This window comes from Aromatoleum diolicum, assembly GCF_012910955.1.
GTDB lineage: Bacteria > Pseudomonadota > Gammaproteobacteria > Burkholderiales > Rhodocyclaceae > Aromatoleum > Aromatoleum diolicum.
The window spans coordinates 1-21,579 of the sequence record NZ_WTVQ01000038.1 but is presented as its reverse complement, the minus strand read 5'-3'; the positions used below and the strand labels follow the sequence as shown (position 1 = coordinate 21,579).

Annotated in this window: 18 protein-coding genes and 1 pseudogene; 10 read left to right on the top strand and 9 right to left on the bottom strand. The window is 63.8% G+C overall.

Annotated features, from left to right (window positions below; genetic code table 11):
* Nucleotides 1-37: 37 nt before the first annotated feature.
* From GPA25_RS18245 to rpmH, 6 genes are all read right to left on the bottom strand, one after another.
* The gene (locus tag GPA25_RS18245) at nt 38-817 is read right to left on the bottom strand and encodes a sulfite exporter TauE/SafE family protein (protein ID WP_169261839.1); all 780 of its coding nucleotides are present in this window, start codon (nt 815-817) and stop codon (nt 38-40) included.
* Nucleotides 818-924: 107 nt separating this feature from the next.
* A complete protein-coding gene (mnmE, locus tag GPA25_RS18240) occupies nt 925-2,280 on the bottom strand; it encodes a tRNA uridine-5-carboxymethylaminomethyl(34) synthesis GTPase MnmE (RefSeq protein WP_169261838.1) in 1,356 nt (451 codons plus the stop codon).
* Nucleotides 2,252-3,898, bottom strand: a complete 1,647-nt coding sequence (gene yidC, locus GPA25_RS18235) for a membrane protein insertase YidC (protein ID WP_169261837.1) — start codon at nt 3,896-3,898, stop codon at nt 2,252-2,254. The genes mnmE and yidC overlap by 29 nt, the downstream gene beginning before the upstream one ends.
* A 26-nt stretch (nt 3,899-3,924) precedes the next feature.
* On the bottom strand, nt 3,925-4,137 hold the full coding sequence (yidD, locus tag GPA25_RS18230) for a membrane protein insertion efficiency factor YidD (protein WP_246265825.1): 213 nt from the start codon (nt 4,135-4,137) through the stop codon (nt 3,925-3,927).
* Nucleotides 4,131-4,481 (bottom strand): ribonuclease P protein component, encoded by a 351-nt coding sequence (gene rnpA, locus GPA25_RS18225; RefSeq protein WP_211163202.1) that lies wholly within the window; start codon nt 4,479-4,481, stop codon nt 4,131-4,133. Before rnpA ends, yidD begins: the two co-directional genes overlap by 7 nt.
* 13 nt (nt 4,482-4,494) lie before the next feature.
* Nucleotides 4,495-4,629, bottom strand: a complete 135-nt coding sequence (gene rpmH / locus GPA25_RS18220) for a 50S ribosomal protein L34 (protein ID WP_002926183.1) — start codon at nt 4,627-4,629, stop codon at nt 4,495-4,497.
* Nucleotides 4,630-4,922: 293 nt separating this feature from the next.
* Between rpmH and dnaA the strand changes: the two genes are divergently transcribed.
* The 4 genes from dnaA to GPA25_RS18200 all read left to right on the top strand — a co-directional run bounded on the left by dnaA (nt 4,923) and on the right by GPA25_RS18200 (nt 12,077).
* Nucleotides 4,923-6,353 carry a chromosomal replication initiator protein DnaA gene (dnaA, locus tag GPA25_RS18215; protein ID WP_169261835.1) on the top strand — a complete coding sequence of 477 codons (1,431 nt, stop codon included), beginning with the start codon at nt 4,923-4,925 and terminating at the stop codon, nt 6,351-6,353.
* Nucleotides 6,354-6,429: 76 nt separating this feature from the next.
* On the top strand, nt 6,430-7,536 hold the full coding sequence (gene dnaN / locus GPA25_RS18210) for a DNA polymerase III subunit beta (protein ID WP_169261834.1): 1,107 nt from the start codon (nt 6,430-6,432) through the stop codon (nt 7,534-7,536).
* 85 nt (nt 7,537-7,621) lie between these two features.
* Nucleotides 7,622-10,117 (top strand): DNA topoisomerase (ATP-hydrolyzing) subunit B, encoded by a 2,496-nt coding sequence (gene gyrB / locus GPA25_RS18205; protein WP_169261833.1) that lies wholly within the window; start codon nt 7,622-7,624, stop codon nt 10,115-10,117.
* A 274-nt stretch (nt 10,118-10,391) separates the two neighbouring features.
* The gene (locus GPA25_RS18200; protein WP_169261832.1) at nt 10,392-12,077 is read left to right on the top strand and encodes a hypothetical protein; all 1,686 of its coding nucleotides are present in this window, start codon (nt 10,392-10,394) and stop codon (nt 12,075-12,077) included.
* Between the two features lie 246 nt (nt 12,078-12,323).
* Here GPA25_RS18200 and GPA25_RS18195 read toward each other — a convergent pair whose 3' ends face one another.
* Together GPA25_RS18195 and GPA25_RS18190 are read right to left on the bottom strand one after the other, a co-directional pair.
* A complete protein-coding gene (locus tag GPA25_RS18195; RefSeq protein ID WP_169261831.1) occupies nt 12,324-12,782 on the bottom strand; it encodes an ester cyclase in 459 nt (152 codons plus the stop codon).
* Nucleotides 12,783-12,908: 126 nt separating this feature from the next.
* Nucleotides 12,909-13,423 (bottom strand): annotated as a pseudogene (locus GPA25_RS18190) (sigma 54-interacting transcriptional regulator); the annotation flags it as partial.
* Between GPA25_RS18190 and GPA25_RS18185 the strand changes: the two are divergent.
* The 4 genes from GPA25_RS18185 (at nt 13,325) to GPA25_RS18170 (ending at nt 17,939) form a co-directional block, all read left to right on the top strand.
* On the top strand, nt 13,325-13,669 hold the full coding sequence (locus GPA25_RS18185) for a helix-turn-helix domain-containing transcriptional regulator (protein WP_169261830.1): 345 nt from the start codon (nt 13,325-13,327) through the stop codon (nt 13,667-13,669). The pseudogene GPA25_RS18190 and the gene GPA25_RS18185 overlap by 99 nt on opposite strands.
* A 466-nt stretch (nt 13,670-14,135) precedes the next feature.
* The gene (locus tag GPA25_RS18180) at nt 14,136-15,299 is read left to right on the top strand and encodes an HD-GYP domain-containing protein (protein ID WP_169261829.1); all 1,164 of its coding nucleotides are present in this window, start codon (nt 14,136-14,138) and stop codon (nt 15,297-15,299) included.
* Between the two features lie 11 nt (nt 15,300-15,310).
* The gene (locus GPA25_RS18175) at nt 15,311-15,733 is read left to right on the top strand and encodes a bacteriohemerythrin (RefSeq protein WP_169261828.1); all 423 of its coding nucleotides are present in this window, start codon (nt 15,311-15,313) and stop codon (nt 15,731-15,733) included.
* A gap of 127 nt (nt 15,734-15,860) precedes the next feature.
* Nucleotides 15,861-17,939 carry a diguanylate cyclase gene (locus GPA25_RS18170; protein ID WP_169261827.1) on the top strand — a complete coding sequence of 693 codons (2,079 nt, stop codon included), beginning with the start codon at nt 15,861-15,863 and terminating at the stop codon, nt 17,937-17,939.
* Nucleotides 17,940-17,958: 19 nt separating this feature from the next.
* Here GPA25_RS18170 and GPA25_RS18165 read toward each other — a convergent pair whose 3' ends face one another.
* Nucleotides 17,959-18,870 carry a LysR family transcriptional regulator gene (locus GPA25_RS18165; RefSeq protein ID WP_169261826.1) on the bottom strand — a complete coding sequence of 304 codons (912 nt, stop codon included), beginning with the start codon at nt 18,868-18,870 and terminating at the stop codon, nt 17,959-17,961.
* Between the two features lie 290 nt (nt 18,871-19,160).
* Here GPA25_RS18165 and GPA25_RS18160 point away from each other — a divergent pair, with 290 nt between their 5' ends.
* Together GPA25_RS18160 and GPA25_RS18155 are read left to right on the top strand one after the other, a co-directional pair.
* The gene (locus GPA25_RS18160) at nt 19,161-20,348 is read left to right on the top strand and encodes an acyl-CoA dehydrogenase (protein WP_169261825.1); all 1,188 of its coding nucleotides are present in this window, start codon (nt 19,161-19,163) and stop codon (nt 20,346-20,348) included.
* 8 nt (nt 20,349-20,356) lie between these two features.
* On the top strand, nt 20,357-21,579 hold a 1,223-nt coding region (locus GPA25_RS18155), incomplete at its 3' end, for a CaiB/BaiF CoA transferase family protein (RefSeq protein WP_169261824.1).

The window sequence follows — 21,579 nt, the reverse complement described above, 5'->3', positions numbered from 1 at the left end:
AAGTTTCACGTGAAACATCCCCGGCCAAGATCACGCATCAGACCGCCGAGGCAATCAGATCGTAGAGCATCTTGGTGATCAGTGCGCACACCACAAACAGGAACATCTTGCGGACGAAGCCCGCACCATGACGCAAGGCGAGACGCGACCCGACCACCGCTCCGGACAGATTGCACAGTGCCATCACCGCGGCAATACGCCACAGAATTTCGACATTGAACGCAAAGAACGCAATCGCCGCGACATTCGTCGCGACGTTGAGGATCTTCGCCGTCACTGAAGCGCGCAGAAAATCCATCCCGAGACATCGGACAAACAGGAAGATCAGAAAGCTCCCGGTGCCGGGGCCGAAGAAACCGTCGTAAAAACCCATGCCCGCGCCAATCACAATGGCAAGCACGAGCGGGCGAGTGCCGGAAATCGCCTTGCCGGCACCGGTGCCGAAGTCTTTACGCCAGAAAGTGTAGATCGCCACCGTGATCAGCAGCGCGAGGATCAGCGGCTTCAGTACTTCGGGCGGCAGATACGCGACTGCCTTGGCACCGAACCACGAACCGACGAACGCAGCCGCCGCACCCGGCAGGGCGACACGCCAGGGGATCGCGACGCGCCGCCCATACTGGATGGCGGCACTGCTCGTCCCCACGACGCTCGCCAGTTTATTGGTACCGAACAAGGTCGCGGGCGTCGTCGTCGGGAATGCCGCGAACAAGGCGGGGATCTGGATCAGGCCGCCACCCCCGACCACGGCGTCGACCAGGCCCGCGAAAAATGCCGCCAGACCAAGGACGAAGAACAGCGAATCGATATCAGGCATCGAAGAAAAGTTTCACGTGAAACACACAAATGCTTGGGGCGCCGCGTCGCGCCGGACGTACGCCGCTCAGCGACGCCACGCGCGGAACCGCGTGCTTCGTCCGATACTCACTTGCCGATACAGAAGCGCGAGAAGATCACGCCCAGCAGATCATCGGCCGTGAATTCGCCAGTCACCTCACCGATACTCTCCTGCGCACGACGCAGTTCCTCGGCGAACAGTTCCAGCGCCGCCCCCTGTTCGCGCGCCGCTTCCACGTGTCCAAGCGCAGCACGCAGCGCAACGAGATGACGTTCGCGTGCGAGCACCACATCCTCGCCATGCGCGTGCCAGCCGGCGATGCGCAGCAGTTCGCGGCGCAGCAGGTCGACGCCGGCCCCCTGTTGCGCCGACAGGAATACCGACACGGCCCCGTTCTCTTCGCTGCGCGCCGGATCGACCCCGCACAGGTCGATCTTGTTGTGCACGGTGATACGCTCAACGCCCGCCGGCAAGGCTGCATCGATCGTCCGGTCCCGCGCCTGCACACCCTCGCGCGCGTCGACGAGGCGCAGGATCACATCTGCGCGCGCGATTTCGCGCCAGGTGCGCTCGACACCGATCCGCTCGACCGGATCGCTAGTGTCGCGCAGACCTGCCGTGTCGATGACGTGAATCGGGATGCCTTCGATGGCGATCGTCTCACGCACCGCATCGCGTGTTGTCCCGGCGATGTCCGTCACGATCGCCCGCTCCTCTCCCGCGAGGCAGTTGAGCAGACTGGACTTGCCGACGTTAGGCTGACCAACCAGCACGACATTCATGCCGGTGCGCAGCAAAGCCCCCTGGCGCGCGCGGTCGAGCACATCGGCCAGTTGCGCGCGGATCGCCTCCAGCCGCTCCATCGCCCGCGCCTTCTCGAGGAACTCGAGCTCCTCCTCGGGAAAATCGAGGGTCGCCTCGACCAGCATGCGCAGATCGATCAGTGCATCGGTCAACCGGTGCATCTCGTCGGAAAACGCCCCCGACAGCGAACGTACCGCCGAGCGCGCCGCGGCCACCGTCGACGCTTCAATCAGGTCCGCGACCGCCTCGGCCTGGGCCAGATCCATCTTGCCGTTGAGAAAGGCGCGCCGCGAAAATTCGCCGGGCTGCGCCAGCCGCGCGCCGAGTTCGACACAGCGCGCGAGCAGCATTTGCATCACCACCGGCCCGCCATGCCCCTGCAGCTCCAGCACGTCCTCGCCCGTGAAGGAACGCGGTGCCGGAAAATACAGCAGGATTCCCTCGTCAATGACCTTGTCATCGACGTCGAGGAAACGCACGAACCCCGCAGTGCGGGGTTCGGGAGGCTTGCCGGTAAGCGCGTACGCCATTGGCGCGAGCGCTGCACCCGACACGCGGATCACGCCGATGCCGCCGCGACCGGGAGCGGTCGCAACGGCGGCGATGGTATCAGGCAGGCTTGGCGCCGGACTTTCCACCTTCGATCATCCTCGTAATCTGCCACTGTTGGGCAATCGACAGCGTGTTGTTGACCACCCAGTACAGCACCAGACCGGACGGGAACCACAGGAACATGAAGGTGAACACAATCGGCATCGCCAGCATCACCTTGGCCTGGATGGGGTCCGGCGGCGTCGGGTTGAGCTTGGTCTGGATCAGCATCGTTGCGCCCATGATGACCGGCAGGATGTAGAACGGATCCTGCGCCGACAGATCCTGGATCCAGCCCAGCCATGGTGCGTGCCGCATCTCCACGCTACCCAGCAGTACCCAGTACAGCGAAATGAACACCGGAATCTGCACCAGGATCGGCAGGCAACCCCCCAGCGGGTTGATCTTCTCCTTGCGGTACATCTCCATCATTTCCTGCTGCATCTTCACCTTGTCGTTGCCGTACAGCTCCTTCAGGCGCTGCATGCGCGGCCCGAGCACGCGCATCTTGGCCATCGACTTGTAGCTTGCCGCGGACAGCGGGAAGAACACCAGCTTGATCGCAATCGTCACCAGGATGATCGCCCAGCCCCAGTTGCCGGTCAGGTTGTGGAACCATGACAGCACCCAGAACAGCGGCGCGGCGATCACCGTCAGCCAGCCGTAGTCGACGACCAGATCGAGACCCTTGGCGATGCCCTCGAGCTTGTCCTGCTCCTGCGGACCCGCATACAGGCGCGCCGAGATCGTGCCCGATGCCCCCGGTGCAATCGACGCAACCGGCAGGATCACACCCGACGAGTACAGGTCGCTGCCGACCTTGCGCGCGAAGAACTCGCGCTCGACGTCGCCCTGCGGCAGCCAGGCGCTGACAAAATAGTGCTGCACCAGCGCCGTCCAGCCATCGCTGGCCTTCTTCGCAAACTTGGCCTTGCCGTTGTCGATCTCCTCGAACGTCACCTTCTGGAACTTCTCGGCCTCGGTGTAGAAGGCCGGGCCGTTGAAGGTATTCACGCCGAAAGCTTCGACCTGCTCGGCCGGCTTGCCATCACGCGTCAGCTGATAATAGGCATGCGGCGAAAGCGGGCTGGCGCTGGCGTTGTTGATCTCGTAGGCGACGTCAACGAGATAGTTGCCGCGATGGAAGGTCATCAGCTTCGTGACCTTCACGCCATTCTGTTCCGGCGCCTCGAGGCGCACGGTCAGGCTGTCCTGGCCGTCCTTGAGCACCTGCTCGCCCGCAGGCAGCGTGAACATCGTCTTGTGGCTCGGCAGGCCATCGCCGATCAGGCCCGACTGTGCGGCATAGAGATGCTCGACACCGTCGTCGAACAGCACGAAGCTGCGCGTCGCGTCGGCCTTCGACTTGTGCCGGGTCAGCTCGAGACGGACGATGCTGCCGCCCTCGGCCGACACTTCGGCGACCAGCACGTCGGTGCGCACCACCACGCGCGGTGCGCTAGCGGCCGCACCCTGCGCGTCCGGCAAGGCTGCGACAGCGGCCGCACCGGCACTGGGGGTCGGCACGACACCCGGGGCGCCGCCGGCAGCCGGCGCAGACACGGTCGCGACCGGGGCAGGTTGATGCTGCTTCTGCCAGCCCTCCCACAGCATGAGGACGGCGAAGGAGAAGATGAGGAAGAGTATGAGACGACGCTGATCCATCGGATTGTTGTATGTTCTGGGAAGGTTCAGGGAACGGGATCATACCCGCCGGGATGGAATGGGTGGCAACGGCCCACCCGCTTGAACGCCAGCCAGCCGCCACGCATCGCACCGTGGCGCTCGACGGCTTCGACAGCATACTCGGAGCAACTCGGATGAAAGCGGCAATTGCGCCCCAGCAACGGGCTCACGGCATAGCGGTACACGCCCAGCATGCCAAGGAGCAGCGCCTTCAACATGCACGCAACCGTTCAAACAATTGCGCCACATCGTCGTTGATCATCGCCCGCGTCGCCTGACCGACGGGCGCGTGCAGGCGCACGATCAGGTCATGAGGAGGAAGTGCCGCACGAATTTTGCGGAACTGTTCGCGCACGATGCGTTTCACGAGATTGCGCACATTGGCGCGTTTCGCCAGCTTCTTCGCCACCACCACGCCGAGGCGCGCAGTGCCGAGCTCGTTGGGGCGATAATGGGCGATCAGGAACCGTCCCTTGAGCGCCCGCCGAAAAGCAAAAACGGATGAATACTCATCCGTTTTTCGTAATCTGTAGGCGCTGAGGAACCGCTGGTCAACGCCCAACGGGCTGATCACCTCAGACGGCGAGACGGTGACGGCCCTTGGCACGACGGGCGCGGATCACGGCGCGACCGCCACGGGTCTTCATGCGGACCAGGAAACCATGGGTGCGCTTGCGACGAACGACGGACGGCTGATAGGTGCGTTTCATTTCGGTTGGCCAGTGTTTGGGTCAAACCGAGGATTTAATGGGATAATACTCTGTTTGTCAAGCACAATTTTTAGCTCAAGCTGTGGATAACTTTCACCCCCACGGGTAGAATCCATCGCTTCGGCTTTCGCCCGACATGCAACCGGTGGTCACCGCAAACCCCGTTGCCGTCAGCCAGCGGCCAAAGCAACCCTGAATCAATATCAAGCCGCCGTATCCGGTTCGCCGCCTTGGTCATTCCTGGAGAAAGGCGCGTTTTGAAAATCGTGTCGCAAGCATCATCCGTTCAACCCGTGAGCCAAGACTTCTGGTCCTTTTGCCTGTCGCGCCTGGAAAGCGAGCTGCCGCAGCAGCAGTTCAACACCTGGATCAAACCGCTGCAGGCCGATCCCGAGAACGCCGCACCGGAGCCGTCGCTGCGCCTGCTCGCGCCCAGCCGTTTCGTCATGCAGTGGGTGCGTGAGCGTTACCTGCGGCGCATCGGCGAACTCGGCGAAGAATTCCATGGCGGGCCGATGGCGCTGGAACTGGTGTTGCCCGCCACCAGCAACGCCCGCAGCACCGCGCCCACGACCCCGGCCGCCGCGACGGCGTCCAGCATTGCCAGCACCACGCCGGCCGCCAATACACCGGCCGCACCGGCAATCATCACGCGCGTCCCCCAGCCCGAGCCGGCCGCGACGGCGTCCGAACTGGCCTATGAAAAAACGCGCCTGAACCCGGATTTCACCTTCGACACCCTGGTCACCGGACGCGCCAACGACCTCGCGCGCGCCGCCGCGATGCAGGTCGCACAGAACCCGGGCACCTCGTACAACCCGCTGTTCGTCTATGGCGGCGTCGGCCTCGGCAAGACCCACCTCGTGCATGCGATCGGCAACGCGGTGTACAAGCACAACCCGCGCGCGGTGATCCGCTACGTGCACGTCGAGGACTACTACGCCGACGTCGTGCGCGCCTATCAGCAGAAGAGCTTCGACGCGTTCAAGCGCTACTACCGCTCGCTCGACTTGCTGCTGATCGACGACATCCAGTTCTTCAACAACAAGAACCGCACGCAGGAAGAGTTCTTCCACGCGTTCAACGCGCTGACCGAGGCGCGCAAGCAGATCGTCATCACCTGCGACACCTATCCGAAGGACATCCAGGGCCTCGAAGACCGCCTGATCTCGCGCTTCGACTGGGGCCTCACCGTGCAGATCGAGCCGCCCGAGCTCGAGATGCGCGTCGCGATCCTGCAGAAGAAGGCCGAGGCGCTGCGCGTCGATCTGCACGACGACGTCGCCTTCCTGATCGCCAAGAACCTGCGCTCCAACGTGCGCGAACTCGAAGGGGCGCTGAACAAGGTCGTCGCCTTCGCGCGCTTCCACGGCCGCGGCATCACGCTCGAAGTCGCCAAGGACGCGCTCAAGGACCTGCTCAACGCGCACAACCGCCAGCTGACCATCGAGCACATCCAGAAGACGGTCGCCGACTACTACAAGATCAAGGTCGCCGACATGCACTCGAAGAAGCGCACGCGCGTCATCGCGCGGCCGCGCCAGGTGGCGATGTGGCTCGCCAAGGACCTCACCCCGATGTCGCTGCCGGCGATCGGCGAGGCCTTCGGCGGACGCGACCACACCACTGTGCTGCACGCCTGCCGCACGATCGCCGAACTGCGCCTCGGCGACCACCAGTTGAACCACGACGTCCACGTACTCACGCAGGTGCTGCGCGGATGAGTCACCGACCGTCGCCGGGCGCCCACCGCGCCAAACCCGGACAACCTGAATAACTCAAACCGGAAGACAAGACGCCATGCTTCTGCTCACCACCACCCGCGACGCGCTCCTCGCCCCGCTGCAGTCGGTCGCCGGCATCGTCGAAAAACGCCACACCCTGCCGATCCTGTCGAACGTGCTGATCGAGAAGCGCGGCGACCAGCTCACCCTGCTCGCCACCGACATCGAGATCCAGATCCGCACCACCACGGCCGGCCATATCGGCGGCGAGGACGCGTCGATCACCGTCGCCGCGCGCAAGCTGCAGGACATCCTGCGCGCGCTGCCGCCGGCGGGCGATGTGAATGTGACCCTCGACGACAAGCGCCTCACCGTCAAGGCCGGCCGCAGCCGCTTCGCGCTGCAGACCCTGCCCGCCGCCGACTACCCGCGCATGAATCTGCCCGACGGCGACGCGACGCGCTTCACCGTGAGCCAGAAGACCTTCAAGCGTCAGCTCGCACAAGTCGCCTACGCGATGGCGCAGCAGGACATCCGCTACTACCTCAACGGCCTGCTGCTGATCGTCGCCGGCAACGAGCTGCGCATGGTCGCGACCGACGGCCACCGCCTCGCCTTCGCCTCCAGCCCGCTGGAAAGCGAACTGCCGCGCACCGAAGTGATCCTGCCGCGCAAGACGGTGATGGAACTCGCGCGCCAGCTTTCCGACAGCGAAGACCCGCTGGAAGTGATCCTCGCCGGCAACCAGATCGTGTTCCGCTTCGGCCCGATCGAGCTGGTGTCGAAACTGATTGACGGCAAGTTCCCCGACTACGAGCGCGTGATCCCGCAGAATCACCCGAAGATGCTGACTTTCGAGCGTGCGCCGCTGCTCGCCACGCTGTCGCGCGTGGCGATCCTGACCAACGACAAGTTCCGCGGCGTGCGCCTGGTGCTCGGCGACGGCACGCTGAAAATCGCCAGTACCAACGCCGAACAGGAAGAAGCCCAGGAAGAGCTGGAAGTCGATTACCACGGCGATCCGCTTGATATCGGCTTCAACGTCACCTATCTGCTGGACGTGCTCAACAACGTCGCCGAAGACAAGATCGAGTGGCGCTTCAACGACGGCAACTCCAGCGCGCTGGTGACCCTGCCGGGCAACGACACCTTCAAGTATGTCGTGATGCCCATGCGCATTTGACGCCGCACGGCATCCCGCCGGAAGCACGTCTTTCGCCCCGGGGCACCCCGGGGCGCGTTCTTTGATGAATCACTAGAGATTGACGATGTCCGAACCGCAAAACCAGCCCCTGCCCGCCGGCTCCGGCGCCTATGACGAAGACAGCATCCAGCAGCTCGAAGGTCTGGAGGCCGTGCGCAAGCGTCCCGGCATGTATATCGGCGACACGTCCGACGGCACCGGCCTGCACCACATGGTGTTCGAGGTCGTGGATAACGCCATCGACGAGGCGCTGGCCGGTCATTGCGACGACATCGTCATCACCATCCACCCCGACAACTCGATCTCCGTCACCGACAACGGCCGCGGCATTCCGGTCGGCGTGAAGATGGACGACAAGCACGAGCCCAAGCGCTCGGCGGCCGAGATCGTGATGTGCGTGCTGCACGCTGGCGGCAAGTTCAACCAGAACAGCTACAAGGTGTCGGGCGGCCTGCACGGCGTCGGCGTGTCCTGCGTCAATGCGCTGTCGAAGTGGCTGCGCCTGACGGTGCGCCGCGACGGCCGCAAGCACCAGCTCGAGTTCCATCGTGGCGTGCCGCAGGACCGCCTGATCGAAGTCGTCAACGGCGTCGAGGTCAGCCCGCTGCGCGTCACCGGCGAAACCACCAAGCGCGGCACCGAGGTGCATTTCCTCGCCGACGAGGAGATCTTCGGCAACATCGAGTTCCACTACGACATCCTCGCCAAGCGCCTGCGCGAACTGTCCTTTCTCAACAACGGCGTCAAGATCCGCCTCGTCGACCAGCGTTTCGGCAAGGAAGAGAACTTCGCCTTCGCCGGCGGCGTGAAAGGCTTCGTCGAATACGTGAATCGCTCGAAGACGGTGCTGCACCCGACGGTGTTCTACGCCGAAGGCAACACCCGCATCCCGACCGGCGGTGGCCACGACGCCGAACTGTCGGTCGAAGTCGCGATGCAGTGGAACGACTCCTACGCCGAACAGGTGCTGTGCTTCACCAACAACATCCCGCAATCGGATGGCGGCACCCACCTCACCGGCCTGCGCGCGGCAATGACCCGCGTCATCAACAAGTACATCGAAGAACACGAGATCGCCAAGAAGGCCAAGGTCGAGATTACCGGCGACGACATGCGCGAAGGCCTCGCCTGCGTGCTGTCGGTGAAGATGCCGGATCCGAAGTTCGCCAGCCAGACCAAGATGAAGCTGGTCTCCAGCGAAGCGCGCCCGGCCGTCGAGGAAGTCGTCGCCAACAAGCTGACCGACTTCCTGCAGGAAAACCCGCTCGACGCCAAGACCATCTGCGCCAAGATCGTCGAGGCCGCGCGCGCCCGTGACGCCGCCCGCAAGGCGCGCGAGATGACGCGCCGCAAGGGCCTGCTCGACGGCGTCGGCCTGCCCGGCAAGCTCGCCGACTGCCAGGAGAAGGACCCCGCGCTGTGCGAGATCTACCTCGTCGAGGGTGACTCCGCCGGCGGCTCCGCCAAGCAGGGCCGTGACCGCAAGTTCCAGGCGATCCTGCCGCTCAAGGGCAAGATCCTCAACGTCGAGAAGGCGCGCTTCGACAAGCTGCTGCAGAGCCAGGAGATCGCGACGATGATCACCGCGCTCGGCACCGGCATCGGCAAGGAAGACTATAAGCCGGAGAAGCTGCGCTACCACCGCATCATCATCATGACCGACGCGGACGTGGACGGCGCGCACATCCGCACGCTGCTGCTGACCTTCTTCTACCGCCAGATGCCCGAACTGGTCGAGCGCGGCCACATCTACATCGCGCAGCCGCCGCTGTACAAGATCAAGCACGGCAAGAACGAGATGTATATCAAGGACGAGAACGCGCTCAACCAGCACCTGTTGAAGCTCGCCCTCGAGGGCGCCACGCTGCTGCCGCGCGCCGGCGCGACACCGATCGGCGACGAAGCGCTGGGCGGCCTCGCACGCAGCTACCTGCTCGCCGAGGCGGTCATCAACCGCCTCGCCGGCTACATCGACCCCGCCGTGCTGCACGCGATGCTCGCCCACGACATCGAGGTCAAACTCGAAGACGAAAGCGCCGCGAGCGCCACCGCCGCGCGCATTCAGCCGCACCTGCCGGGTGACGTGCAGATTCGCCCCGAGTATCACGACGAATCCGAATCCTGGCGTCTCACCATCGAGCGCATGCACCACGGCAACCTCAAGTTCGGCTGGATGGACGAAGACTTCGTCGTTGCCGGCGACTACCGCAGCATCCGCACCGCCAGCGCCGCGATCGCCGACCTCATCGGCGAAGGCGCGGAGATCCGCCGCGGCGAAAAGAGCCAGCCCGTCACGCGCTTCTCCGAAGCGATCCGCTGGCTGCTCAGCGAAGTCGAGCGCGGCCTCACCAAGCAGCGCTACAAGGGTCTGGGCGAAATGAACCCGGAACAGCTGTGGGAAACGACGATGGACCCGGCCGTCCGCCGTCTGCTGAAAGTGCAGATCGACGACGCCATCGCCGCCGACGAGATCTTCACCACGCTGATGGGCGACAACGTCGAACCGCGCCGCGCTTTCATCGAGGGCAACGCGTTGTATGCGCGGAATATCGACGTTTGAGGTTGTCGAATGTCACGAAACGTGAAAACTTTGCCAAGTAAGTGAAAAAGTAGTGTCACAGAAAATGAAAAATGCCCGCATGCGGGCATTTTTCATTTCGACATGCTGGCAACGGCCCGTCCGTTCCACGTCACGAAGTTTTCTGCCGTTCAGGCATTCGGCGCTTGGACGGCAGGTTTGGACACTATTAGAGGGCAACAATGGACTCGGAGCGGTTTGTCAAGGGGGCGAACCACTCCTTGTTCCAACAATCGCCAAACAACTAGGGAGACCCATGTCGTCCAGAACATACACCGAAGAAGAAGTTCAAGACCTTACAGACCGAGTCTTTCTCCTGAAGGAACAGTTGGAAGCGGGCAAGATTCGATTCGCCAATCAAGAACTGGCAGACGGATTCCGTCGTAGCTACGAAGCCATTCGGCTTCGACCCGATGGCAAGGTCGACCCCACGTCCCTCGATGGTCGCATCCGCGCATCCACTCTTGCGTTGGTCGCGATGAAGCAGCGCGAAGATGCCAAGAAGTCTTTGAGCTTGGTCCAAGTCCAAGAAGAGTATTTCGCCTTCCTTTTTCGGGAATTCGGCTGGCTTTACGATCAGATGAAGAAGGCCCAGGCAACACCGTCGGCAGCAGCCGAAGTCACCTCGCGGCACGATGACATGATGCAGAACCTTTCCGAGGCGTTGCCAGAGATGGTCGATGCCGTTCGGGAGTTCTGGTCTTCAGTTGGCGAAGCGGCTGGCTATCATCTTCAAGATGGCCGACAGCTCAAGGCTGTCTTCGCCGGGGACATTTTTCCTGCTCACTGGGAGAACGCCGTTTCAACTGCAGGGCTCTATGTCGACACGATCATCCTGCCCTGTCCCATTACCCGGCTGGGCACGATCTTGAAGGCTGCGCCCTCCAAGCAGATAGTCAAGGTGATCATCAAGCACATCCTCACTGCGATGACGTACAGAGACATCGCTCTTGCCGATGTTGACCCTCCGATTGCGATGATCGTCCCCAATACTGATGATGCTGACGATGAAGATCGCAAAGGGTTGATCCTTCGGGCGACTCCTGCCATATGCGCCCACGCCAAATATCTCTTCGACCGAACCTTTGAAAGCGTTGAAGAGCTGCAGAAATTCTGTGTCCATCTCAAGACGGTGGATCAGGTGATGAAGGAGCTGAAGCGTCCCGACCGCCTGATCTTCGACACGGAGTGGGGGAAAGACCCTGTTCAGCAGCTTTCGATGTCGCTCAAGGAAAATTCCCATCTTCTTAGAGGGATGGATGAGCCGAACGCAGGCTTCCATGTCTTCGCTTCAAGCATCGGGAGAATGCCGCAGGCAATGGGGGCACAGCAGGCTGCCAACCACTTCGGTGGATCGCCATTCATCAACGCTGAGACCTCTTGGTTGCACTTTACCTGGCTGCTGGAATATCAGGGAACGCCTCGCGAAGACGACCTGACCAATCGCCATAGCATGCACGTGGTGCGCGCATTAGCGTCTGAGGCACACAACAATCTCGAATGGCTTGGCAACGTCCCTGCCGAAACCGTGCTGGAGATCCGCAAGCGCGGCTTGGCTGATGAATTGCGTGAATTGCTCGGGCACGGCGTCTCGAACCTGATCGGCATTAATCCCGACAACTACTTCCGGACAGCCGATCAAGTTGTGGACAACCTGGACTCTGCGTTCCGCAAGCACCAGCAAGCGCTGATGGAAGCGCGGCAGAAGAAACTCTCGCTCTACGGCATTGACGTAGGCGCATGTGCAGCGACTGGTGCAGTGGCCGTCGCGGCTGCATTGACGGGCAACGTGACCTTAGGCGCAATCTCTGGCGTTCTCGGCGTTGCTGGTCTCCCTAATCTCAAGGACATCAAGACGAAGTTTAAGCAGATCTCGGCTGAAGACAAGGCACGCCGAGAGTCCCCCACGGGCCTACTGTTCAGACACGTCAAGCGTCGTTGAGTGACACCAAGTCTGATAACAGACCGGTGCTGCAGGCCGCCTCCAGCTGGCGATCCGCAGCGGAAGCGGTCCTGAAAGCCGACGGCCGCTTCTCTGGCCGAACTCGGGAAATAGGGGACAGACCAAGGGACAGACCACAATTTTATCCGCCCACGCGGTCGCCGAGACGCAGCGCCTGCCGGCCGCAGACGAGCTTCCAGCAGCGGCAGTTTTCGCAATTCCTGCCGTTCCGGCGGAAGTAGCCAGTCACGCGAGCGGCGGCGATTCCCCTGGCTTCGCAGCCAGCTTGGGAAGCAGGCCGATCTGCTGATAGAGGGACAAGAAGTCGTAGCAGTTCCAGCCTTCCTGGATCTGCCCATTCTCGATTCGCGCGATCGAAACGCCGTAGATCTCGATCGGCGCGTTGGACGGGGCCACTCCGAGGTCTCCCCCGGTGTGTGTCGCCGTGACGGCGCAGTGGCAGGCCACCATGTCGCCCTCGCAGATCGTGCGCATGATGCGGATCCTGATGTCAGGGAAGGCCGTGCGGAAGGCCCGGAAGAAGGTCTTGAATCCTTCGGGACCGCTGACCGGCTCTCCGTGGGCAGCACCCAGCCCGTAGACCGTCGCGGTCGGTGACATCAGCCGGTCGATCACGCTCTCGTCGCCCTTGTTCCACACCTGCTCGAACCACAACTTGACCAGCTCTCGGTTGGCATTGCTCATTTCCGCCGCCCCTCTTGTCGATGAGGTCGAAGACAACTGCCGCTCCGCGCAGAAGCGAAGCCTTTCCACCGTTTTAGTATCATCGGCGGCTGCAGGCAATGCCCACGATCCCTATCCCAACGCGCCCACCAACTCGCTCAGGTCAGCCAATTCGCCCGGTTGCGCGAGCACCTGCATGGCGCGGTCGGTGATGCCTTCGATCTTCTTGTGGTAGGTCGGCGCGTATTTTTCGACCAGGGCCGCGGCCAGCAGCGGGATGTCCGCCTGCGCTCGCGTAGCGGCGGAATTGTGACGGGATAGGTTGCGAGCCGGTAATAGAGGTCGGCGCGGAACCGTCTTTCGGCAATGGCCTGTTGCAGGTTCACGTTGGTCGCGGCAACGAGGCGCACGTTCACCTTGCGCGTCTGGTCGTCGCCCAGCCGTTCGATCTCGCCGGTCTGCAGGACGCGCAGCAGCTTCACCTGTGCGGCGGGCGACAGGTCGCCCACTTCGTCGAGGAACAGCGTTCCGCCGTTGGCGCGCTCGAAGCGCCCCGGGCGAGAATGCTGCGCACCCGTGTAGGCGCCCTTCTGCACGCCGAAGAGTTCCGATTCGATCAGGTCGTGCGGGATCGCCGCGCAGTTGATCGCAACGAAGGGCTGGCTGAAAGCGGCGATGAATCGCTCGATTATCCCAACGATCGAGCCGGTGGACTGCTCGCACTGCGCACTGTGGCCGAAGCGTATGGAGGCCTTGGCACGGTAGCCGCAGAAGCCGGCATCAGCCGGGAATCCCTCTATCGCGCGCTGTCGCCCAAGGGCAATCCAACACTGAAGACCTTACTCGCCGTCCTCAAGACAGTTGGCCTACGCCTTTCCGTGGAGCCGGAAAACCACGCCCGCGCTTGATCACCACGGACACCCGATTTTTCCATTTTTCGTGGCACGGTTGCACGATCTTTTCACGAATTGCAACACCCCACCCGAAGTCCTGTGCCACACAACTTAAAAAACTCATTTTGAATCAAGGGTTCGAGTTTTCACGTTCCGTGGCATCCGACATGTGCCGGAACATGCCGATATAGACACGCTTTGCGGTAGCCCAGTCCAGCGTGTAGAACGCTTCCGTCCTGCCGTCGACAGGCGCAGTTGCCGGTTCGGGCAGCACACGGCCCTGCCGCCGCTGCGCGAGCCGGCCGTGTCGAATCTCTCGGCCGGCACCGGAGAGCTGTGGCACTATTACGAAAGTGCTAAGCCATTGCGCCTTGCAATCGGGATCCCGCGGCAATCCGGGTGACGGAACCGGCCTATGCCGGCCGCCTTCGGGTATGCTGACCGACTCATCCGAACGACTTCGAGCTACCACGCCGACAACATGACAGAACGGCCTCAGGGCAATTACCAACGTGTCTCGCCGAAGGACATCCGCCTGGGCGAACCTCTGCCCTTTGCGGTCTATGACAGCACCGGGATGTTGCTGCTGCAGGCCGGTTTCGTCATCAATACGGCCAAACAACGCGATGTCCTGATCGCCAACGGGTGCTTTGCCGCGGGCGACGCGAAACACGCACGACCGGCTCACCCCACCCTGCCGGTGGCAGCGGTCAATGAGGAGCACAGCTCCTTCGAGATGTTCGACCTGCTCAAGATCCGCCTGAAACGCACGTTTGACCTGTACAAGAGCGGCGGCCTCGGCGACGACTTCGTGCCGCGCATCGAGGGCATCGCGCTGACCATCCAGGAAGCCTGCACGCACGACACCGACTCGGCGCTGGCCAACCTGCACCTGGACTACGACACGTCCTATGCGGTGGTCCACCACCTGCAGGCGGCGATGCTGTGCGAGCTGATCGGCAAGAAACTCGGCGTGCCGGACGAATCGCGCCTGCCGCTGATCAAGGCCGGGCTGACGCACGACATCGGCCTGCTCGACATCCAGGATATCCTCGACCAGCAGGTCAATCCGCTCACCTCGCAGCAGCGCGAGCGCATCACCCGCCATCCCATCGACAGCGAATCGATCCTGACCACGCTGGGCGTGCGCGAGACGGCGTGGCTGGATCCGGTGCGCCATCATCACGAACGCCTCGACGGTACCGGCTACCCCGACGGCAGCTCGGGCGATGCCATCAAGCTGCAAACTCGCGTATTGGCGATTGCCGACATCTATAGCGCGATGGTGCGTGACCGGCCTTACCGCAAGGCGATGGTGTCCACCGAAGCGATGCGCAAGCTGATGCTCGAGCAGGGCGAGAAGACCGATAACCGCTTGATCAGCATGATGATCAAGGAGATCGGCGTGTTCCCGCCCGGCGCGACCGTGCGGCTGGCGAACGGCGACGTGGCGGTCGTGAAGAAGCGCACCGCCAATACCGCCTGTCCGCTGGTATTTTCCTTCGTCAAGCCCAACGGCATGCCGATGCTGACGCCGCTGCAACGCGACACGACGCAGGAGCAGTTCCGCATCGAGGGCATGGTGCCATTTTCCAGCCATCGTGGTTCGGTGGTCGTCATCCGCGGCCTGTGGCATCGCCACTGAGGACACCAGACATGAGCAGATTCGAATGGAAACCGGAGTATTCGGTCGGTGATCCGGTGATCGACACGCAACATGCCGAATTGATTGCGATCATCAACGAACTGGCAGATCAGCTGCAGGGGGCCGAGGGGCCGGCGATCGCCGAAGCGCGTGCGGTGTTCGATCATCTGGCCAACTACGTGACGGCGCACTTTGCCTACGAGGAAGACCGCATTGCCGCCGCCGGTTATCCCGAAGAGCGCATCGTGGAACACCAGGCCGAACACAATTCGATGCTGCGCAAGGTGCAGGAATTCGAGCAGGTGTTCGAAAACGGCGACGCCGACGCCCTGCAGCGGATGATGCCCTTCCTGTATGGTGAATGGCTGATCCACCACATCTGCGGCACCGACAAGGATTACATGCCCTACCTGGCTGGCGGCGCACGTGCCTGAGCTGCCCGCAGGCCGGCAACATCGAGGAACGACCCGATACGGGTAGTATCAGCCCGGCCGCGCCAATGACAGCTTGATCGAACGGGGACTAGAATGACCGGGTACCCATCGCGCGGGTCCCGTTGCCATGCTGCGCCTCCCCGATCGTCTGTATTGGCTGCTACCCCTGGGCGCATGGACCGGGCTGATCCTGCTGTCGCTCGTCCTGGTACTCCAGAATACCGGGCAGGCCGCCTTCGAGACGGCACGGCAGCAGGGGCGCGACATCTTTCGCATGGTCGAGGCGACACGCCTGTGGAACTCGCGCGCCGGCGGCGTGCTGGTCCGCCAGAGCGAAACGACTCGCCCCAACCCCTACCTCGAACTGCCCGAACGCGACCCGGTCACCACCTCGGGCATTCACCTGACCACCGTCAATCCTGCCTACATGACGCGCCAGATGGCCGGGGTCATTGCCGCGGAAACCGGCATCCGCATCCATATCACGAGCCTGCGGCCGATCAATCCGGGCAACGCGGCGGACGCGTGGGAAACCCGGGCGCTCGAGGCATTTGATCGGCAGGCCGAGAAGGAACGCAGCGAGATCCTCATCGACGGCAGTCCGCTGATCCGCTACATGGCGCCGCTGCTGGTGCGCGACGAGTGCATGGACTGCCATAAGAAACAGGGCTACCGCGTGGGCGACGTGCGCGGCGGCATCAGCGTGTCGATTCCGGCCGGCGACTTCGTTGCGCGCCTCGCCGCCGCACGGCGCGACCAGATCGCGAGCCACGCCGCGGTGTGGGCCCTGGTCAGTCTGATGCTGCTCGTCTACCTGCACCAGTACCGTCGCCAGTGGGACAGCCTGAAGACGCTCACTGCCACGCTGGAGGAGCGCGTTGCCGAGCGTACCGCCAAGCTGGCGGACGAAACCGCCGCCCACCGCGCGAGCGAAGCGGAGGCGCGGCACAACCACCAGCGCTTTCTCGACCTGGTCAACACCACCGACGGCATCGTCTGGGAGTCCGATGCGCACACCTTCGTGTTCTCCTTCGTCAGCCTCAAGGCCGAAAGCCTGCTCGGCTTTCCGGTCGCGAACTGGCAGGAGCCGGGCTTCTGGGTCGCACACCTGCATCCCGAGGACCGCGAATGGGCGCCGCAATACTGCATCTCATGCACCGGCCGGCTGGAGCCCCATCGCTTCGAGTACCGCTTCATGGCCGCCGACGGCCGCGTCGTCTGGCTCGAGGACATTGTCACCGTCGTCGCCGAAAACGGCGAACCCAGGCTGCTGCGCGGCCTGATGCTGGACATCACGACGCGCAAGACCGCCGAAGCGGAAGTCCGCCATCTGACGCAGCGCCTGACGCTGGCCACCCGTACCGCGCATATCGGCATCTGGGAATACGAACCGGAAACCGGCAAAGTGGTGTGGGACGGCACCATGTACGAAATTTTCGGACTGACCCAGGACCAGTTCCACGGCCGTTTCGAGGATATCACCGCGCACATCCACCCGGACGATCTGCCACACCTGCAGTCACTGATCGACGAAACGCTGCGCACACGGTGCGACTTCGAGACCAGCTTCCGCATCCTGCGCCACGGCCACGAAGTCCGTCATATCGATGCGCATGCCGTGCTGGTGCCGGGCAATGCAAACCGGTCGGCACGCATGATCGGCGTCAACCGCGACATCACCGAGCGCAAGCGCAACGAACAGGAACTGGTGCGCCTCGCCACCACCGACCCCCTCACCGGCTGCCACAACCGCGGCTACCTGCATCGCGTGCTCGAGCGCGAGGTGGATCGTACGCGGCGCTACGGCGATCCGCTGTCGGTGATCATGTACGACCTCGACAACTTCAAGAGCATCAACGACACCTGGGGCCACGACGCCGGCGATCAGGTGCTGGCGGCCACCGCGAACACGGTGCGCGAGGCGATCCGCCGTACCGACGTGCTGGCACGCTGGGGCGGCGAGGAATTCATGGTGCTGTGTCCGGATACCTCGGCCGCGGATGCGGCGGGGCTCGCCGAGCGCCTGTTGCAGGCACTGCGCGACTGCCCGACGCCGGTCGCGGGCGTCGTGACTGCGAGTGTCGGCGTTGTCACGCTGCGCCCCGACGAAGACACCGACGCGCTGCTCAAACGCGCCGACGATCTGATGTACCGCGCCAAGCAGACCGGCCGCGATCGGGTCTGCGGCGACACGATCCTGGCCTGACACGGCGGGCCGCCCGCCTTCACTCCAGCCCGGCAACGACGCGGTATTCCGCCGCAACGCCCAGCAGCCACTCGCTGAACGCGGCGAGCGAGGCGGTTTCGGCCTTGCGTTCGGGGATGATCAGGTAATAGGCCTTGTCGCTCAGGTAGGTGTGCCGCAGCGGGATCACCAGGCGGCCGCTGTCGAGCTCTTCCTGGATCAGGAAAGGCGGGATCAGCGCGACGCCCATGTCCTGCATGGCCGCCTGTGCGAGCATCGAGAACAGCTCGTAGCGGGTGCCGGTCATGTCGTGCGCGATGTGCAGGTCGAGCGAGCCGAACCACTGACGCCACGCGTAGGGCCGCGTCGTCTGCTGCAATAGCGGCAGTGCGGCGATTTCCTGCGCCGTCAGGCCAGCACGGTCCCCGAGCATGCGCGGGCTGCACACCGGCACGGTGTTTTCGCGCATCAGGAAGTGCGCCTCGGTACCGGGCCAGCCGGCATCGCCGAAGTACACCGCGGCATCGAATTCGGTGTCCGCGAACAGGAAGGGCCGCGTGCGATTGGTCATGTTCACGGTCACGTCGGGATGGCCCGCGAGAAAACCGCCGAGCCGCGGCAACAGCCAGCGCGTCGCGAAGGTCGGCATCACGGCCAGCTCGATTGTCGCGCCGCGGCCGTGATGCGCCATTACCGACAAGGTGTCGCGTTCCATCGCGTCGAGCCGCGCGCTGATCTGGCGGCTGTACGACAGCCCTGCCTCGGTCAGCGTGACGCCGCGCTTGGTGCGGCGGAACAGCCGCAGCCCGAGGAAGTCCTCCAGCGCCGCGATCTGGCGGCACACCGCGCTCTGCGTCAGCGCCAGCTCTTCGGCCGCGCGCGTGAAGCTCTCGTGCCGCGCGGCCCGCTCGAACGCGAGCAGCGCCGCCGTGCTGGGAATCTTGCGCCGCATCGATGTCTCCCAAAGAATGCGAAAAATGCATGAGCTGCGGACACCATGGTCGGGCTGTACCGGGTTTCACCAGCACAAGCCCCGCCGCCGCAGCGGTCTGCACATCCGATCTTAGCCCCTTGAGTTCGCTACGTGTGATACGGAGTGCGCTTTTCGCACAAGGTACCGCGGATTTTTCGTTTGTCTACGTTCCGGCGATTGACTAGAGTGAAGTCACGCAAGAAGCCGGACGGCAGCGCCGGACACGGCCCATCGGCAACCCACAATTCGCTGTACCGAGGAGATTCGACATGGCAACAAACCGCGTGACCTTCGACTGGGCCGATCCGCTGCACCTGGACAGCCAACTCACCGACACCGAGCGCCTGGTGCGCGACACTGCCCGCGCCTACAGCCAGGAACGCCTGCTGCCGCGCGTGCAGGAAGCTTTCCGCCACGAGAAGACCGACCGCGCGATCTTCAACGAGATGGGCGAACTGGGCCTGCTCGGTGCGACGATCCCCGAGGAATACGGCGGTTCCGGCATGAATTACGTGTGCTACGGCCTGATCGCGCGCGAAGTCGAGCGCGTCGATTCCGGCTACCGTTCGATGATGAGCGTGCAGTCCTCGCTGGTGATGGTGCCGATCAACGAATTCGGCAACGAGGCCACGAAGCGGAAATACCTGCCGAAACTCGCGACCGGCGAATGGGTCGGCTGCTTCGGCCTGACCGAGCCGAACCACGGCTCCGACCCCGGCAGCATGGTCACGCGCGCACGGAAGGTCGACGGCGGCTACAGCCTGTCGGGTGCGAAGATGTGGATCACCAACAGCCCGATCGCCGACGTCTTCGTCGTCTGGGCGAAGGACGACGAAGGCCAGATTCGCGGCTTCGTGCTCGAGAAAGGCTGGAAGGGTCTGTCGGCACCGGCGATCCACGGCAAGGTCGGCCTGCGTGCGTCGATCACCGGCGAGATCGTCATGGACGAGGTGTTCTGCCCGGAAGAGAATGCCTTCCCGACGGTGCGCGGCCTGAAGGGACCGTTCACCTGCCTGAACTCGGCACGTTACGGCATCGCCTGGGGCGCGTTGGGTGCCGCCGAAGCGTGCTACGAGACGGCGCGCCAATACACGCTCGACCGCAAGCAGTTCGGCCGTCCGCTCGCCGCCAACCAGCTGATCCAGAAGAAGCTCGCCGACATGCTGACCGAGATCACGCTCGGCCTGCAGGGCTGCCTGCGCCTGGGCCGCATGAAGGACGAGGGGACGGCGGCGGTCGAGATCACGTCGATCATGAAGCGCAACTCCTGCGGCAAGTCGCTCGACATCGCGCGCATGGCGCGCGACATGCTGGGCGGCAACGGCATCTCGGACGAGTTCTGCGTCGCGCGTCACCTGGTGAACCTCGAGGTGGTCAATACGTACGAGGGCACGCACGACGTGCATGCGTTGATCCTCGGCCGCGCGATCACCGATATCGCCGCCTTCTCGAACTGAGCCTCACCATGTCGGGCGCCTTGTCGCATATCCGGGTGCTCGACCTGTCGCGGATTCTGGCCGGCCCGTGGGCCAGCCAGATCCTCGCCGACCTCGGCGCCGACGTCATCAAGGTCGAGCGTCCGGGGGAGGGCGACGACACGCGCCACTGGGGCCCGCCCTTCCTCAAGGACGAGCGCGGCGCCGACACCGATGTCGCCGCGTATTACCTGTGCGCGAACCGCAACAAGCGCTCGATCACCGTCGACATGACGCAGGCCGCAGGCCAGCAGCTGCTGCGCGAGCTGGTGAAGGACTGTGACGTCGTGGTCGAGAATTTCAAGCAGGGCGGCCTCGCGCGCTACGGCCTCGACTATGCGTCGCTGAAGGCGGTGAATCCGCGCATCGTGTACTGTTCGATCACCGGTTTCGGCCAGGACGGCCCGTATGCGGCGCGCGCCGGCTACGATTTCCTGATCCAGGGCCTCGGCGGCCTGATGAGCCTGACCGGGCGGCCCGACACGGAACCCGGCGGCGGGCCGATCAAGGTCGGCGTCGCGCTGACCGACATCCTCACCGGCCTGTACGCGGCCAACGCCGTGCAAGCCGCACTGGCCTGGCGCGAAAAAAGCGGCGAGGGCCAGTACATCGACCTCGCGCTGCTCGACGTTCAGGTGGCCTGTCTTGCCAACCAGGCGATGAATTACCTGACGACCGGGGTCGCGCCCGGGCGGCTGGGCAATGCCCACCCGAACATCGTGCCCTACCAGGATTTCCCCACCGACGACGGCCACATGATCCTCGCGATCGGCAACGACGGCCAGTTCGCGCGCTTCTGCGAAGCGGCCGGCGATTCGGCGCTCGCCCGCGACACGCGTTTCGCCACGAACAAGGCGCGCGTGGAGAACCGTGCAACGCTGATTCCGCTGCTCAACAAACTGACGATCCGCCGGCCAACCGACGAGTGGATCCGTTGCCTGGAAGCCGTCGGTGTGCCCTGCGGACCGATCAACACCCTTGCCGACGTCTTCGCCGACCCGCAGGTGCAGGCGCGCGGCCTGCGCGTCGACATGTCGCACCCGGCGATCGGCGACGTGCCGCAAGTCGCCAGCCCGATGCGTCTATCGGCGACGCCGGTCGAATACCGCCGCGCGCCGCCGCTGCTCGGCGAGCATACCGACGCGGTGCTCGCATCGCTGCTCGGCCTGTCGCCCGCCGACATCGAACGGCTCCGGCACGACCAGGTGATCTG